Source organism: Kitasatospora sp. NPDC088742 (genome assembly GCF_055584905.1).
This window is the reverse complement of the sequence record NZ_JBVJLD010000026.1, coordinates 17,741-33,582: the sequence shown is the minus strand read 5'-3', so window position 1 is coordinate 33,582 and position 15,842 is coordinate 17,741. Positions and strand designations below refer to the sequence as shown.

16 protein-coding genes are annotated in these 15,842 nt (G+C 70.0%); 9 read left to right on the top strand and 7 right to left on the bottom strand.

Annotation, left to right across the window (positions count from 1 at the left end; genetic code table 11):
• Positions 1–298 precede the first annotated feature (298 nt).
• From ACZ6ZR_RS20895 to ACZ6ZR_RS20865, 7 genes are all read left to right on the top strand, one after another.
• Positions 299–1,588, top strand: coding sequence for an extracellular solute-binding protein (locus tag ACZ6ZR_RS20895; RefSeq protein ID WP_465644334.1), 1,290 nt, complete (start codon positions 299–301; stop codon positions 1,586–1,588).
• 102 nt (positions 1,589–1,690) lie between these two features.
• Positions 1,691–2,686: a carbohydrate ABC transporter permease gene (locus ACZ6ZR_RS20890; protein ID WP_465644333.1), complete on the top strand. Its 996-nt coding sequence runs from the start codon at positions 1,691–1,693 to the stop codon at positions 2,684–2,686.
• A complete protein-coding gene (locus tag ACZ6ZR_RS20885) occupies positions 2,683–3,525 on the top strand; it encodes a carbohydrate ABC transporter permease (RefSeq protein WP_465644331.1) in 843 nt (280 codons plus the stop codon). Before ACZ6ZR_RS20890 ends, ACZ6ZR_RS20885 begins: the two co-directional genes overlap by 4 nt.
• Before the next feature lie 4 nt (positions 3,526–3,529).
• The gene (locus ACZ6ZR_RS20880; protein ID WP_465644330.1) at positions 3,530–5,056 is read left to right on the top strand and encodes a glycoside hydrolase family 3 protein; all 1,527 of its coding nucleotides are present in this window, start codon (positions 3,530–3,532) and stop codon (positions 5,054–5,056) included.
• 290 nt (positions 5,057–5,346) lie between these two features.
• Positions 5,347–6,666, top strand: a complete 1,320-nt coding sequence (locus ACZ6ZR_RS20875) for an extracellular solute-binding protein (protein ID WP_465644328.1) — start codon at positions 5,347–5,349, stop codon at positions 6,664–6,666.
• Between the two features lie 121 nt (positions 6,667–6,787).
• A complete protein-coding gene (locus tag ACZ6ZR_RS20870) occupies positions 6,788–7,822 on the top strand; it encodes an SIS domain-containing protein (protein WP_465644326.1) in 1,035 nt (344 codons plus the stop codon).
• Between the two features lie 330 nt (positions 7,823–8,152).
• On the top strand, positions 8,153–9,673 hold the full coding sequence (locus tag ACZ6ZR_RS20865) for a sensor histidine kinase (RefSeq protein WP_465644325.1): 1,521 nt from the start codon (positions 8,153–8,155) through the stop codon (positions 9,671–9,673).
• A gap of 296 nt (positions 9,674–9,969) precedes the next feature.
• Here ACZ6ZR_RS20865 and ACZ6ZR_RS20860 read toward each other — a convergent pair whose 3' ends face one another.
• Together ACZ6ZR_RS20860 and ACZ6ZR_RS20855 are read right to left on the bottom strand one after the other, a co-directional pair.
• Positions 9,970–10,221 carry a WhiB family transcriptional regulator gene (locus ACZ6ZR_RS20860; RefSeq protein WP_014138019.1) on the bottom strand — a complete coding sequence of 84 codons (252 nt, stop codon included), beginning with the start codon at positions 10,219–10,221 and terminating at the stop codon, positions 9,970–9,972.
• A 350-nt stretch (positions 10,222–10,571) separates the two neighbouring features.
• Positions 10,572–11,540, bottom strand: a complete 969-nt coding sequence (locus ACZ6ZR_RS20855) for a diacylglycerol/lipid kinase family protein (RefSeq protein ID WP_465644323.1) — start codon at positions 11,538–11,540, stop codon at positions 10,572–10,574.
• 51 nt (positions 11,541–11,591) lie between these two features.
• On the opposite strand from ACZ6ZR_RS20855, the gene ACZ6ZR_RS20850 reads away from it, so the two are divergent.
• Complete coding sequence (locus ACZ6ZR_RS20850; protein WP_465644322.1) at positions 11,592–12,020, top strand: hypothetical protein; 429 nt, start codon at positions 11,592–11,594, stop codon at positions 12,018–12,020.
• A 7-nt stretch (positions 12,021–12,027) separates the two neighbouring features.
• Here ACZ6ZR_RS20850 and ACZ6ZR_RS20845 read toward each other — a convergent pair whose 3' ends face one another.
• From ACZ6ZR_RS20845 to sodN, 4 genes are all read right to left on the bottom strand, one after another.
• Positions 12,028–13,023 (bottom strand): RNA polymerase sigma factor SigF, encoded by a 996-nt coding sequence (locus ACZ6ZR_RS20845; RefSeq protein WP_465644320.1) that lies wholly within the window; start codon positions 13,021–13,023, stop codon positions 12,028–12,030.
• Positions 13,024–13,131: 108 nt separating this feature from the next.
• Complete coding sequence (locus ACZ6ZR_RS20840; protein ID WP_465644319.1) at positions 13,132–13,545, bottom strand: ATP-binding protein; 414 nt, start codon at positions 13,543–13,545, stop codon at positions 13,132–13,134.
• A gap of 256 nt (positions 13,546–13,801) precedes the next feature.
• The gene (locus tag ACZ6ZR_RS20835) at positions 13,802–14,278 is read right to left on the bottom strand and encodes a GNAT family N-acetyltransferase (RefSeq protein ID WP_465644317.1); all 477 of its coding nucleotides are present in this window, start codon (positions 14,276–14,278) and stop codon (positions 13,802–13,804) included.
• 113 nt (positions 14,279–14,391) lie between these two features.
• A complete protein-coding gene (sodN, locus tag ACZ6ZR_RS20830; RefSeq protein ID WP_465644316.1) occupies positions 14,392–14,781 on the bottom strand; it encodes a superoxide dismutase, Ni in 390 nt (129 codons plus the stop codon).
• Positions 14,782–14,856: 75 nt separating this feature from the next.
• Here sodN and sodX point away from each other — a divergent pair, with 75 nt between their 5' ends.
• Positions 14,857–15,201 carry a nickel-type superoxide dismutase maturation protease gene (sodX, locus tag ACZ6ZR_RS20825; RefSeq protein ID WP_465644314.1) on the top strand — a complete coding sequence of 115 codons (345 nt, stop codon included), beginning with the start codon at positions 14,857–14,859 and terminating at the stop codon, positions 15,199–15,201.
• Here the strand turns inward: sodX and ACZ6ZR_RS20820 are convergent.
• Entirely contained in the window at positions 15,180–15,764 is a 585-nt protein-coding gene (locus ACZ6ZR_RS20820) for a CGNR zinc finger domain-containing protein (RefSeq protein ID WP_345290029.1), read from the bottom strand. The genes sodX and ACZ6ZR_RS20820 overlap by 22 nt on opposite strands.
• Positions 15,765–15,842: the final 78 nt, after the last annotated feature.

Sequence of the window (15,842 nt, the reverse complement as noted above, 5' to 3'; positions counted from 1 at the left end):
GCCCCGCCTCCTCAGTTAACGGCACACATCGTTGCACGTATGGCCTGTCAACGGGGAGCTCATCACACGATGAACGATGAGCGGTGTCGGCTTGATAACGGGTGGTCCGGTTTGCTCTGGCAGCCGTTGACACGTCCATTGGTCTAGGCCAAGCTCCAGACATCTGGTCTACACCACTTGGACCAACTCTGAATTCCCCAACCCCGTCCCAAGGGTTCGCGACACCAATCCTGCCGAAATGCACGGGTATGTCGCTGCCTCCGGTGGGGGCAACTCGGGCATCCCTCAGGAGGATGGCGTGAAGCGTCAGCTCATCGCGGCGGTCGGCGTCGCAGCAATGGTCGTCGGTCTCGCGGCTTGTGGTTCGGACTCCAAGCCCGCCGGTGGCGACAAGTCGGAGGCCGCCCCCACCAGCCTCACCGTGTGGCTGACCGTCGACGCCCAGCAGAACTGGCCGGAGCTGGTCAAGGCCGCCGACGACGCGATCGTCGCGAAGTACCCCGGCATCAAGGTCAACCACGAGTACTACGGCTGGAAGGACAAGAACACCAAGTTCGACTCCGTCCTCGCCACCGACTCGGTGCCGGACGTGGTCGAGATGGGCAACACCGAGATGCTGCCCTACATGATCAAGGGCGCGCTGGCCCCGCTGGACGTCGCGAAGTTCGAGAACAGCTCCGCCTGGCTCGACGGCCTCAAGGCCTCCGCCACGTACAACGGCAAGACCTACGGCGTCCCGTACTACGCCGGTGCCCGCGTGGCCACCTGGCGCAAGGACATCGCCGCCGACGCCGGCGTGGCGGCCGTGCCGACCACCTACGCCGAGCTCACCGCGGCGCTGGACAAGATCCAGGCCAAGCAGGGCGACAAGTTCTCCGCCTGGTACCAGCCGTCCCGCGACTGGTACGCCGCGATGTCCTTCGTGGCCGACGCCGGTGGCGCGATCGCCAAGCAGGACGGCGACAAGTGGAAGGCCTCGCTCTCCTCCCCGGAGGCGATCAAGGGTCTGACCGCCTGGAAGGACGCCGTCGGCAAGTACATGAAGGGCGACCTGACCAAGGACGACGCGGACCGCTACATCGTCTACGGCCTGGGCCAGTCCAACATGATCTACGGCGCGGCCTGGGAGGGCCCGTCCGCGGCCGACGCCAAGTTCGACAAGACCGGCGGCAAGCTGAAGGACAACCTGGCCTCCTTCGTGTTCCCCGGCCCGTCCGGTAAGAACCTCTCCACCTTCCTGGGTGGTTCGGACCTCGCCGTCCCGGTGAAGTCGAAGGCCAAGACCGCCGCCTCCGAGTGGATCAACGCCTTCACCAACAGCAAGGCGCAGGAGGCCCTGATCAAGGCCGGCAACCTGCCGAACAACAAGACCCAGCTGGCCCCGCTCAAGGCCGACCCGAAGACCGCGGCCACCGCCACCGCGGCCGAGATCAGCTGGTTCGTCCCGACCGCGCCGGGCTGGCTGCAGGTCGAGAAGGCGAACATCCTGCAGAACGCCCTGCAGGACATCGCCCAGGGCAAGAAGACGGTCGAGGCCGCCGCCAAGGACGCCGACACCGCGATCGACGCCGTCATCAACAAGGCCTGATCACCCGTCAGCCCGCCGGCCCCCTCAGCATCCGAGGGGGCCGGCGGGCCACGGCCGTGAGGCCCCCATCTCCAAGCACGACCAGGCGTAGTTGAGGAGCACGTGATGAGTGCCGACACATCCACCGCGAAGGTGCCGCCGAAGCGGCCCTCATCATCGGCGGGCACTCCCGCCACCGGCAGAGCCGCCAAGCCGCCGCGCGGCGGCCGGATGGGCACCGCCGCGGCTCCGTGGCTGCTGCTGGCGCCGACCATGGTCGTGCTGGCCGTGGTGCTCGGCTACCCCCTGGTCCGGCTCGTCACGCTGTCGTTCCAGAACTTCGGGCAGTCCCAGCTCTGGGGCTTCCTCCCGACCGAGTGGATCGGCTTCGAGAACTTCTCCACCGTGCTCGGCGACTCGGTGTTCTGGGACGTCGTGGTCCGCACGATCCTGTTCACGGCCGGTGCGGTGGCCACCACCATGGTCCTCGGCATGCTGATCGCGATGCTGCTGGTCCGGGTCTCCGGCTGGGTCAAGACGCTGATCAACATCGCCCTGGTGGCGAGCTGGGCGATGCCCATCGTGGTCGCCGTCACCGTCTTCAAGTGGATGTTCGACACCGACTACGGCGTCGTCAACTGGCTGCTCACCAAGGCCGGTCTGGACTTCGAGCGCCACAACTGGTTCGTCGACTCCACCCAGGGCTTCACCATCATCATGGCCCTGGTGGTCTGGGGCGCCGTCCCGTTCGTGGCGATCACCCTGCACGCCGGTCTCACCCAGGTCCCCAAGGAGCTGGAGGAGGCGGCCCGGATGGACGGCGCCGGTGCCTTCAAGGTCTTCCGCTACGTCACCCTGCCGGTCCTCAAGCCCATCATCGTCATGCTGGCCACCCTCTCGGTGATCTGGGACATGGGCGTCTTCGCCCAGGTCTTCCTGATGCGCGGCGGTCACCCCGAGCCCGAGTACCAGCTGCTCACCACCTACTCCTACGACAAGGCGTTCGTGGTCAACGACTACTCGATGGGCTCGGCCATCGCCCTGCTGACCGTTCTGCTGCTGCTCGGCGTCATCGCCGTCTACATGCGCCAGATGCTGAAGATCGGAGAGGTCGAATGACCAAGGCCGCCAAGGAGAAGGCACCCAAGGGGCGTCCGCTCTACAACCTGATCGGCGTCATCACCGCCGCGGTCCTGGGCTTTCCGGTCTACTGGATGGTCAACACGGCGCTCAAGCCGTCCAAGGACGCCATCTCCACCGACCCGAAGTTCCTGCCCTTCCCGCTCTCGCTGGAGAACTTCAAGCGCGCGCTGGAGGTCTCCGACTTCTGGGGCCCGGTCATCCGCTCGCTGATCATCGCCGGCTCCACCGTGGCCATCGGCCTGGTGGTCGGCCTGCTCGCCGCGCTCGCCATCTCCCGGTTCGCCTTCCGCGGCCGCAAGGTGGTCATCGTCGGCATCCTGACGGTCCAGATGGTCCCGCTGGTCGCGATGATCATCCCGGTCTTCCTGCTGCTGAACGACCTGGGCCAGTACAACAAGCTCTCCGGCATCATCCTGACCTACCTCACCTTCGTGCTCCCCTTCACGGTGTGGACCCTGCGCGGCTTCATCGTGAACATCCCGAAGGAGCTCGAGGAGTCGGCCATGGTGGACGGCTGCACCCGCACCGGGGCGTTCGTCCGGGTGGTCTTCCCGCTGCTGGCCCCCGGCATGGTGGCCACCGCGATCTACGGCTTCATCCAGGCCTGGAACGAGTACCTCTACGCGCTCCAGCTGCTCAGCCAGACCAACACCACCGCGACGGTGTGGCTCGGCAACTTCACCACCACCCGCGGCACCGAGTACGCCCCGATGATGGCCGGCTCCACGATGATGGCCATCCCCGTGGTGATCTTCTTCCTCCTGGTGCAGCGCCGGATCGCCTCCGGTCTCACCGCCGGCGCCGTGAAGGGCTGAGCCGATGAGCATCCTGACCCCCGCCGTGACCGGCAGCGACCAGCTCCACCGGGACGCCCTGGCGGTCCTGCAGCCCGGCTTCGTGGGCACCGCCACCCCGCCGGACTGGGTGCGCCGGCACCTGGCCGACGGTCTGGGTTCGGTCGCGCTGTTCGGCCGCAACGTGGTCGACCTCAAGCAGCTGGCGGAGCTCACCGCCCAGCTGCGCTCGGAGAACCCGGACCTGCTCATCGCCATCGACGAGGAGGGCGGCGACGTCACCCGGATCGAGGCCCCGTCCGGCTCCTCCTGGCCGGGCAACCTGGCGCTCGGCGCGATCGACGACCTCGCCCTGACCGAGAACGTCGCCCGCGAGCTGGCCCGGGCCCTGGTGGCCTGCGGCATCAACCACAACTGGGCGCCCTCGGCCGACGTCAACTCCGACCCGCGCAACCCGGTGATCGGCGTCCGCTCCTTCGGCGACGACCCCGAGCTCTGCGCCCGCCACACCGCGGCCTGGGTCACCGGTCTGCAGTCGGCCGGCGTGGCCGCCTGCGCCAAGCACTTCCCCGGGCACGGGGACACCGCGATCGACTCGCACCTCGGCCTGCCGGTGGTCGACGTCGACGTGGACCTGCTGCGCTCCCGCGACCTGCCGCCGTTCCTGGCCGCGATCGAGGCCGGTGCGAAGTCCGTGATGACCGCTCACATCATGGTCCCCGCACTGGACCCGGCCCTGCCCGCCACGCTCAGCCGCTCGGTCCTCACCGACCTGCTGCGGGGTCAGATGGGCTACCAGGGCCTGATCGTGACCGACGGGATCGAGATGGGCGCCATCTCGGACACCTACGGGATGGGCAACGGCACGGTGCGGGCGCTCGCGGCCGGCGCCGACGCGATCTGCGTCGGCGGCGGCCACGACGACGAGGAGACGGTGCTGCACCTGCGGGACGCCATCGTCGAGGGCGTGCGCTCCGGCGAGCTCGCCGAGGAGCGGCTGGCGGACGCCGCCCAGCGGGTCCGCGCGCTCGGCTCCTGGGCCCGGATCGAGTCCCAGGCCGGCCAGGCCGACCCGGAGCTGGCGATCGGCCTGCGGGCCGCCCGCCGGGCCCTGCGGGTGGTCCGCGCCCCGGGCCGCCCGTTCACCCCGGTGACCGAGCGCCCGTTCGTCGCCTCGCTCTCCGCCGAGCCCAACTTCGCGGTGGGCTACGAGACCCCGTGGGGCGTCTCGGGCATGCTGGCCGACCGCTTCCCGGGCACCTCGACCGCCGCCGTCGGCCCCGAGGACGCCACCTCCGAGGCGCTGGCGGCCACCGCCGGCCGCCTGCTGGCCGGCGCCGAGGGCCGCAGCCTGGTCCTGGTGGTCCGCGACGAGCACCGCTACCCGTGGATGACGGAGCTGCTCTCGCGGCTCCTGACGGCCCGTCCGGACGCCGCCGTGGTCGAGATGGGCGTCCCCATGGCCAAGCCCGCCGGAGCCCTGTACGTGGCCACCCACGGCGCCGCCCGGGTCTGCGGGCTGGCGGCCGTCGAGGTGCTCACCGGCCGGTGAGCCGAATGCAATTGACGTAACGTCAACAAAAAAGCCCCCGGAGGAATTCCTCCGGGGGCTTTTTCCGTGTTCGCGACAAGAATTCTGACAGTCCCTCAGGATGCCTTAACGGAGCATTAAGGGAACCCTATGTGCCCGACCGGCAACACATCGCACACGACTCACAACAGGTCTGCAACGTCCGCCACTTGGACACCCTGAATCCGTTGACACCAGCTTTGGTCTAGGCCAGTCTCCAGCAATCCGGTCTAAACCACAGCTTGGGCCGGGATCGAAACCAGGAGGATGGCGTGAACCGTCGGCTCATGGCGGCGTTCGGCGTCGCAGCACTGCTCGCGAGTACGGCCGCCTGCGCCGGCGGCGGCGCCTCGGGCGCCAAGAGCGGTGGTCCGAGCAGCGCGGACCCGAAGTCGATGACCGGCGGCGTCACCATCTGGCTGATGAACGAGGCCCAGCAGAACTGGCCCGAGCTGGTGCAGCAGGTCAATGACGAGTTCGCGGCGAAGTACCCGAAGATCGACCTCCGGCTCAGCTACCAGACCTGGGCCGACAAGATCACCAAACTGGACGCCGCACTGGCCGGCCAGACCGAGGCACCGGACGTGGTCGAACTCGGCAACACCGAGACCATGAAGTACATCCTGAACAATTCCCTGGCCCCGGTGGACAAGGCGAGCTACGAGAACTCCGACACCTGGATCAAGGGCCTGGTCAAGACCTGCGAGTACCAGGACAAGCTCTACTGCGTGCCGTACTACGCGGGTGCCCGGGTCGGCATCTACAACGCCGCGATGTTCCAGGACGCCACCGGCAGCGCCGAGTTCCCGGCCACCGAGGAGGACCTGAAGGTGGCGCTCGACAAGGTGGCGGCCAAGCGCAAGGGCGACAAGTCCTTCTCCGCGCTCTACCTGCCCGGCCCGTACTGGTACGCCGCGATGTCCTACGTCGAGGCGTTCGGCGGCACCATCGCCCGCTTCGACTCCACCGGCAAGTGGCACGGCTCGCTGCACGACGACAAGTCCCAGCAGGGCGTCCAGCACTTCGTCGACCTGGTGAAGAAGTACAACAACGGCGACCTGACGGTGAACGAGCTCAACCAGTCCGGCGTGCTCGGCAAGCAGAAGACCGCGATGCTCTACGGCAACGGCTGGGAGATCGGTACCGCCACCGCCCCGGTCGGCGGCAACCCCTCGCTCAAGGACGTGCTCAGGGTGGTCGGCATGCCCGGCCCCAACGGCAAGCCGCTGCCCTCCTTCATCGGCGGCTCCGACCTGGCGGTCACCGCCAAGTCGAAGAACCAGGACGCCGCCAAGGACTGGGTCCGGATGTTCACCAGCGCCAAGTCGCAGCAGGTGCTGGTCGACAAGGACACCCTGCCGAACAACCTGACCCAGCTCGCCCCGCTGAAGTCCAAGCCCGCCACGGCGGCGGCGGCCAACGCGGTGCCGAACGCCTGGTTCACCCCGCTGGCCCCCGGCTGGGGCGCGGTCGAGAAGCAGAACGTGCTGGTGAACATGCTCACCGACATCCTGAAGAACGGTAAGACGGTCGACCAGGCCACCCAGGAGGCCGACGCCAAGATCGACCAGCTGATCAACAACCCGTCCTGACGCACCGTCGGAGCCGTCGTCCGGTCGCTCCACCGGACGGCGGCTCTCCGCGCGCCCGGACCGCCGGTGCTCCGTAGGCTCACCAGCGGGGAAGTCCCGAGCGAGCCGGAGGCAGCGTCAGATGTCCCTCGCCGAAGGGCCCGGCCGCATCATGGCGGCGGAGACGGCCGAGCAGCCCGCCGTGCTCCGCCGGATCCTCGACGAGGGCGCGCCGGGCATCGCCGCCATCGCGGCCGAGGTGGCGGCCCGCCGCCCCCGGTTCGTGCTGCTGACCGCGCGCGGCACCTCGGACAACGCCGCGCTGTACGCCAAGTACCTGGTGGAGATCCTGCTCGGCAGACCGGCCGGGCTCAGTTCGATGTCCACCTTCACCGCCTACGGGGCGCGGCCCGACCTCACCGACGTGCTGGTGGTGACGGTCAGCCAGTCCGGCGGCTCGCCGGACCTGGTGGCCTCCACCAACGCGGCCCGGGAGGCCGGCGCCGTCACCCTGGCCGTCACCAACAACGCGGGCTCGCCGCTGGCCGAGGTCTCCGAGTTCCACGTGGACGTGCTGGCCGGTCCGGAGCGGGCGCTGCCGGCCACCAAGACCTACACGGCCGAACTGCTGACCCTCTACCTGCTGGTGCAGGGGCTGCGGGGGGAGGGCGGGCAGGCCGCCGAGGTGCTCCCGGAGCTGGCCGAGCAGGTGCTCGGGCGGCGGGACGAGGTGCGGGCGCTGGCCGAGCGCTACCGCTTCGCCCAGCGGCTGGTGCTCACCTCGCGCGGCTACGGCTACCCGACCGCCCGGGAGGCCGCGCTCAAGCTGATGGAGACCAGCTACATCCCGGCCTCGGCCTTCTCCGGCGCCGACCTGCTGCACGGGCCGCTGGCGATGGTGGACAACGTCTCGCCGGTGATCGCGGTGGTGCCGGACGGCAGGGGCGGCGACGCGCTCCAGCCGGTGCTGGACCGGCTGCGGGGGAGGGGCGCGGACCTGGTGGTGTTCGGCGTCGAGGACCAGGTGGCGGCCGCCTCGGCGGGGTTCGTGCTGCCGTCCGGCGTGCCGGAGGAGCTGCAGCCGGTGCTGGAGATCCTGCCGCTCCAGCAGCTGGCCCACGAGGTGGCGATCGCCCGGGGTCAGGACCCGGACGCGCCGCGGGCGCTGGCCAAGTGAACTTCTGACCGGAAAGCACTCTGACCGAAAAGCACTCTGACCGGAAAGCACTACGGGCCACGGCGCCGACACAGGACCCTCAACCTGTGCGGCACCGCAGCCCGGAGCTGTCGTCGGTCGCTCCAGCGGGCCGGCAACTGTGCGGGGTCACCGGTCCGGAGCGTCCGACCGAGGAGGCACCGCGCGCGGTCAGGGCAGTTGCGCGGGGGGTGTCTCCTTGGTGCTTCTCCATTGTGGACTAGACCAATCCTGGTTGTCCAGAGAGCTCCCGCGATCGGTGGCGAACGGTCCGGGGAGCCCTTGCCCGGCCGGTCCGGATACCCTCGCCCTGTGCCCTCGCTGAACGAACTCGTCCGCCGCCACACCACCCTGACGGGTGCCGATGTGGAGTGGCTGCACATGCTGGTCTCGGAGTGGCAGCTGCTCTCCGACCTCTCCTTCGCCGACCTGGTGCTCTGGATCCCCACCTGGGACGGCATCCGGTACGTCTCGGTGGCCCAGATGCGGCCCAATACGGGCCCCACCTCGTACCAGGACGACATGGTCGGCCACCTGGTGCCGCGGGGCCGCCGGCCGCTGCTGGACGCCGCCTACGACGAGGGCCGGATCGTCCGCGAGGGCGACCCGGAGTGGCGCGAGGAGGTGCCCGTCCGGGTGGAGTCCATCCCGGTCCGCCGGGAGGGCCGGGTGCTCGGGGTGATCGCCCGCAACACCAACCTGCTGACGGTCCGCACGCCCAGTCGGCTGGAGCTCACCTACCTGCAGTCCGCCTCCGACCTGGCCCAGATGATCGCGGCCGGCAGCTTCCCCTACCCGGGCGTCGAGCAGGCCGACATGGACGCCGCCCCCCGGGTCGGCGACGGCCTGATCCGGCTGGACGCCGACGGCATCGTCACCTACGCCAGCCCCAACGCGCTCTCCGCCTACCACCGGCTGGGCCTCACCACCGACCTGGTGGGCAGTCATCTCGGCCGCGCCACCGCCGAGTTGGTGCCGCCCTCGCGCGCCGCGGTGCACGAGGCCCTGGTCAAGCTGGCCAGCGGCTGGGCCCCGCGGCAGACCGAGGTCGAGGTGCAGGGCGGCGTGGTCACCCTGCGGGCCATCCCGCTCAAGCCCAAGGGGACGCTCACCGGTTCGCTGGTGCTCTGCCGGGACGTCACCGAACTCCGGCGCCGCGACCGGGAGTTGATGACCAAGGACGCGACCATCCGGGAGATCCACCACCGGGTGAAGAACAACCTCCAGACGGTGGCGGCGCTGCTGCGGCTGCAGGCCCGGCGGATGGACTCGGAGTCCGGGCGGGCCGCGCTGGACGAGGCGGTCCGGCGGGTCGGCTCGATCGCCATCGTGCACGAGACGCTCTCCCAGGGCCTGGACGAGGCGGTGGCCTTCGACGAGATCGCCGACCGGGTGCTGGCCATGGTGATGGAGCTCTCCCAGGACGGCCGCGTCGCCACCCGGCGCACCGGGTCCTTCGGCATCCTGTCGGCGGAGATGGCCACGCCGCTGGCGATGGTGCTCACCGAGCTGCTGCAGAACGCGCTGGAGCACGCCTTCGGGCCGAGCGCCGGGGGCAACCTGGAGGTCAGCGCGCTCCGGGGGAGGGCACCGGCCAGCGGTACGGGCTGGTCGGACAGCTGGAACGGCGGGACCAGGCCGGAGGAGTACCTGCTGATCACGGTGCAGGACGACGGGAGCGGCATGCCGGAGGGCTTCGACCCGCAGACGTCCGGGAACCTCGGGCTGCAGATCGTCCGGACCCTGGCGACCAACGAACTCGGCGGCAGCTTCGACATGGTGGCGGCGCCGGAGGGCGGGACCAAGGTGATCCTGGAGATCCCGGTGCGGTAGCGCTGCGCGCGGCCCGAAGGCGAGTGGGCCCAGAAAGATACGAGGCCCTGTCGACCGGGGGGGTGGGTCGACAGGGCCTCTCAACCCGTTCCGGCCGTCGGGGGGAGTCGGCCGGAACGGGGGCTCTTTGGTGTCGCGTGGTGCCCGCTGCACGTGTTGCACACGGTGAGCGCCACAGCTCCACGGTATTGCTCTAAGTGAACACTATCAAGTACCCGCGTTGGGGAAGGCCCGGCGCGCCGTGCGGCGCTGCCTGACCCTTGATCGTGGATTGATCAGGCGGGGCTGACGGTTCCTCAGGCGGTACGGGCCCGGTTGCGGGCGGCGCGGCGCTTCATCGCACGACGCTCGTCCTCGCTCATGCCGCCCCAGACGCCGGCGTCCTGGCCGGTCTCGAGCGCCCACTGGAGGCACTGCTCCATGACGGGGCAACGGCGGCACACGGCCTTGGCTTCCTCGATCTGCAGCAGAGCAGGGCCGGTGTTCCCGATCGGGAAGAACAGCTCCGGGTCCTCTTCGCGACAGACAGCGCGGTGGCGCCAGTCCATGTTCGTCCAACTCCTCCGGTCGGCAGGCTGTGGCCCGGCCGACGCAATCGATGGTGGCTTGTGAATGTGAACGCTTTCACGAATCCCGCGACAGCAAAAGGGACCAAAGGCCCCGTGGGGCCTGCGGGTCTGTGCTGGAGGGGGTTCGGGCTATCAAGGGAGCTTGTCGCGGTATGTCCCGCTGCGACGTGTCCCGATCGCCATGTAGAGGTTCGCAAACCTCGGGCTCGGATACAACCCCCTTCGGCTGGAAATTTTTGATTCTTCGGTGTCGCCTAGCTCACAGCCCGTACTTCTATGGGGTGAAGGGGGCTTGTGCGTTCGAGAAGAAGGGCAACAGGCCCTTCTGGTCACACAATCACACGCAGTGCCCGCCGAACGCCTGTGAAACTGACGCGACTCCTGTCTCCAAGGTGATCCCCGTCGACCTGAAACGGGGCCGGTTCCTGTGAAACCAAGGTGAAGTGTCGGACGTCGTGGTAGGAGACGAGGTGCTTGCCCGTAGGGCCGGACGGCCCTGTGCCGCCTTCCGAAGCCGTGTGCGAACGCAGAATCTGACGCACCGTTCGAGCCGTGCCGAACGCGGTCATTCGAGTGATGCCGAAGATGTCCAGGTCGGTGTCGAAGGACGCGGAGGGGGAGGGGAAGACCGGACGGCTGCCCAGGAAGGTCCAGGGCGAGGTGTTGCTGACTATGGCCAGGACGAGGCCCGGGACGGTCTCCTGACCGTTGATTTCCAGGCGGATGGGGCCATTGCGGCGATGATCACGCTCGGTGACGAAGTGGCGTAGTGCCTGGCTCACGTAGAGCGCGTGGGTGGACTTCTTCCCGGCCCGCCGCTGGGCCTCCACCCGGCCCACCACGCCGGCGTCGAAACCGAGGCCGGCGGTGAAGGTGAACCAGCGGTCCGGGCAGCCCTCGCTCATCGCCTTGCCCAGGCTGACGGCCCGCTCGCGGCGGTGCTCCAGGGCGTCCAGCAGGGCACCGGTGGCCTCCACCGGGTCGTTGGGGAGGCCGAGGGTGCGGGCGAAGACGTTGGTCGAGCCGCCGGGGACCACGGCCAGCCGGGGCACCCGATCGGAGGGGCCGTGCGCGAGCAGCCCGTTGACGATCTCGTTGACCGTGCCGTCGCCGCCCAGCGAGACCACCAGGTCGAAGCCGCGGTCGGCGGCCCCTTCGGCCAGGTCGTGGGCGTGCCCCCGGTACTCCGTCTGGGCCACCTCCAGCCGGAGGTCGCTGCGCAGGGCGTGGATCAGCACGTCTCGGGTGCGTCCACTGGTGGTGGTCGCCTTCGGGTTCACGACCAGGAGAGCGCGCATGGCGCTCAGCCTACGGGTCGGGGTGCGAACGGCTGCGGCTACCCTGCTGGAGTGACCACCGATTCCATGACCACCGGACCCGCCCGGCCCACCGCCCTCGTCGTCGGCGCGGCGATCACCGCCCTGGAGGGCGCGGCGCTGGCCGGCTGGGGTGTCTACGACGTGATCGCCGGGTTCTTCTGGGACTCCCCGGCGCTGGGCCGCAGCGAGTTCGGCGGGGTGATCCTGCTGCTGCTCGGCCTCCAGCCGCTGCTGGCCGGGCGGGCGCTGCTGCGGCTGCGCCGCTGGGGCCGCACCCCGGCCGTGCTGACCAACTCGATCTGCCTGCCGGTCGCCTACTACATGTGGCAGAACGGCGGTGCGACGCAGGTGCTCGGCGTGGTGATCGGCGTGCTCGGCCTGGTCGGCATCGGCGCACTGCTCAACCCGAAGGTGACGGCGGTGCTCTACGCGTCGCAGAGCACCGCCGAAGACGCCTGACGGTCCGTCACTCCTCGACGAGGAGCTTCTCCCGGAGCTGGGCCAGGGTGCGGGCCAGCAGCCGGGAGACGTGCATCTGGGAGATGCCGACCTCGGCCGCGATCTGGGACTGCGTCATGTTCCGGAAGAACCGCAGCACCAGGATCTTCTGCTCCCGGGGCGGGAGTTGGGCCAGCAGCGGCTTGAGCGACTCGCGGTACTCGACGCCCTCCAGCGCCTCGTCCGTGGCGCCCAGGGTGTCGGCCACCGCGGGGGACTCGTCGTCGCTGTCCGGCACGTCGAGGGAGAGCGTGGAGTAGGCGTTGGCCGACTCCAGGCCCTCCAGCACGTCCTCCTCGGAGATGCCGAGGTGCTCGGCCAGCTCGTGCACCGTGGGGGAGCGGCCGTGCCGCTGGGAGAGCTCGCTGGTCGCCGTGGTGAGCGAGAGCCGCAGCTCCTGGAGGCGGCGGGGCACCCGGACCGCCCAGCCCTTGTCCCGGAAGTGCCGCTTGATCTCGCCGACGATGGTCGGGGTGGCGTAGGTGGAGAACTCCACGCCGCGCTCGACGTCGAAGCGGTCCACCGACTTGATCAGGCCGATGGTGGCGACCTGGGTGAGGTCGTCCAGCGGCTCGCCGCGGTTGCGGAAGCGGCGGGCCAGGTGCTCGACCAGCGGGATGTGCATCCGGACCAGCTGGTTGCGCAGTTCGACCCGCTCGGGCGACCCGTCCTCCAGTTCGGCCAGCCGGACGAAGAGCGCCCGCGCGGCCTCCCGGTCCGGCGCGCCGGAGCGGTGCGCCTGGGCCGGGACGGCTCCGGCGACCGGCGGACGCACCGGCGGGGCGGGCTGCTGGTCGTTCGGCGGGTCTGTCGGCTGGGTCATCCGATGGTTGTCCTTCGGGTGCACGTCGGCGGGGTCGGATCGGGCAGGGGTCGGGGCGGCGGTGCTCGGCTGGGCCGGCACGGTCACCTCTGCGGTGGCGGCCGGGCCCGGGGCCATGGTCGTGCGGTCGAGATCACTCACGGCGGTCACCCGTTCCGTTCCGGGAGCACTTCACTGAGGGTCGTACCGCGCTGCGGTACGGGGAGCCGTACGCGCGGCCGGGCCGCGCGTACGGCTTCGCGAGTGGACTCACACCGCGACCGGTGCTCCGCCGCGCTTCTTGTGCAGACTGATGCTCACGGTGTTGTCCGCGGCGACCGTGGACTCCACCTCGCCGGCCAGTGCGGAGAGCACCGTCCAGGCGAAGGTGTCCCGTTCGGGGGCCCGGCCGTCGGTGGTCGGGGCCGCCACGGTGACCCGGAGCGAGTCACCGACCAGGCGGAACTCGCAGCTCAGCACGGAGCCCGGGACAGCCTGCTGGAGCAGGATGGCGCAGGCTTCGTCCACCGCGATCCGGAGGTCCTCGATCTCGTCGAGGGTGAAGTCCAACCGGGCCGCGAGACCGGCCGTCGCCGTTCGCAGCACCGAGAGGTACGCCCCCGCCGCGGGCAGCCGGACTTCGACGAAGTCCTTCACTCCGGGATCGCCGTCGATCTGGGACACCCTCACCTCCTGGGTGACGCGCGGTGCTTGCGGCCGGGAGGCCGCGGCACTTCCTGTTGCTCGGTTCAACTGCTCAGCCCCAACTGTGAAGAGGGGTGGTGCGGTACGTACCGGTCATACCCATACGGGAGAGGTCGGAACGCCGCGCATCCGCCCGAGACGTTACCGCGCCGGACCGACGCTTGTCGCGATCCAGGACGTCCGTCACGGGAACGGGCGAAGGAGTTCGAACTGCCGTGGCAGCCACGGAGGTCCGCTACTCGGCGCCGAGGACGGCCAGCGCCTCGCCGGTCAGCCGGTGCACGGTCCACTCGTCCATGCCCACCGCGCCCAGCGAGCGGTAGAAACCGATGGCCGGCTCGTTCCAGTCCAGCACGGTCCACTCCAGCCGGGAGTAGCCGTTGCGCACGCAGATCCGGGCCAGCTCGGTGAGCAGGGCCTTGCCGTGGCCGCCGCCGCGCGCGGTCGGGCGGACGTACAGGTCCTCCAGGTAGATCCCGTGGGTGCCGCGCCAGGTGGAGAAGTTCCGGAACCAGAGGGCGAAGCCGACCGCCTCGCCGCTGCCGTCCTCCTCGGCGATCAGGCCGAAGACGGCGGGGTTCGGGCCGAACAGCGAGGCGTGCAGCTGCTCCTCGGTGGCCACGGCCTCGTCGGGGGCCTTCTCGTACTCCGCCAGCTCGCGGATCAGGTCGAGGATCAGGGGGACGTCGGACGGCGTTACTTCGCGGATCATACGGCGAGCCTACTCGGGCACCGGGGTCGCGCGGCTGTGAGTTCTCCCGGGCCCGGACGAGCCGGTGCCCCGGCCGTTCCGGTGGGAACGACCGGGGCACCGGTGGCGGGGCGTCAGGCCTTCTTGGTCTCCCAGAAGATGCTGTCGATCTCCGCGATCAGGTCCAGCAGGGCCTGGCCGGTGGCCGGGTCGGTGGACGCCTTGGCGGCCGAGGCCGCCTTGCCCGCGTTGTTGAACAGCTCGTGCAGCTGCGGGTACTTCTCGAAGTGCGGGGCCTTGAAGTAGTCGGTGTGCAGCACCGAGAGGTGGTGCTTGACCAGCTCGGCCCGCTCCTCCTTGATGACGATGGCGCGGGCCCGGAAGACCGCGTCCTCGTTGGCCTGGTACTTCTCCTGGGTGGCCTTGACCGACTCGGCCTCGATCCGGGCCTGGGCCGGGTCGTACACGCCGCAGGGCAGGTCGCAGTGGGCGTGCGCGGTGACGCGCGAAGCAAACAGACGCATGGGGAGTCCTCTCTGAATCGTCTTCCCGCGCCAGAGATTACCCTTCGGTCCTGGGTTTGGCCGGACGGAGGGTGCATGACGGACCGACAGCAGCGTGACGGGCTCCTGCCGTTCGGGGTGGTGCTGGTCGCCGGGCCCTCGATGCGGCCCGCCCTGCGGGACGGCGACCGGGTGCTGGTCCGGTACGGCGCGGCGCCGCGCCCCGGGCGGGTCGCGCTCTTCGAACACCCCCGCCACAGCGGCCTGCTGGTGCTCAAACGGGCGGTGGAGCGGCGCCCGGAGGGCTGGTGGATGCTCTCCGACAACCCCTTCGTGGAGACCGACAGCCGTCAGTACGGCGCGGTCCCCGAGGAGTTGATCCTCGGTCAGGTGCTCTGCCGCCTCGGCCTGCCGCGCCGTCAGCCGGCGGCGGCCGCCTGACGGGCCTCCTCGCGCTTGCGGGCGCGGTAGGCGGCCACGTTCGCCCGGGTGGCGCAGCGGTCGGAGCAGTAGCGCCGGGAGCGGTTGGTGGAGGTGTCCAGGTAGGAGTTGCGGCAGGGCGCGGCCTGGCAGATGCCGAGCCGGTCCGCGCCCAGCTCGGTGAGGTGGATGGCCAGGCCCATGCAGGCCACCGCGGTGAAGTTGGCGGCGGCGGTCGGCGCGTTGTCGGCCAGGTGCAGGTGCCAGCGCGGGCGGCCGGCGTCGTCCAGGTAGTCGTGCCCGGAGACCAGCGGGCTGACGGGGTACTCGACCAGCAGGCTGTTCAGCAGGTCGACCCCGCGCACCTCGTCGCCCTCGGCCGCGGCCTCGAAGACCCCGCGCAGCCTGGTCCGCACCGCGCGCAGCCGCGGCAGGTCGCTCTCGTCCGCCAGCCGGGCCGCCTGCGAGGAGGGGCCGAACAGCGACCGCACGGCCTCGACCGAGGTCAGCGAGTCGGTGCCCCGGTCGGGCTCCTCGCTGTTCACCAGGCGAACGGCGAAGTTGGCGTACGCGGCGAGCTCCACGGTGGTCCTTCCAGGGCCGGTAACGGGTGAGCTGCTCCTAGGGTATTACCTCGGTGAACGGAAAGGGGAGCCCCGGTG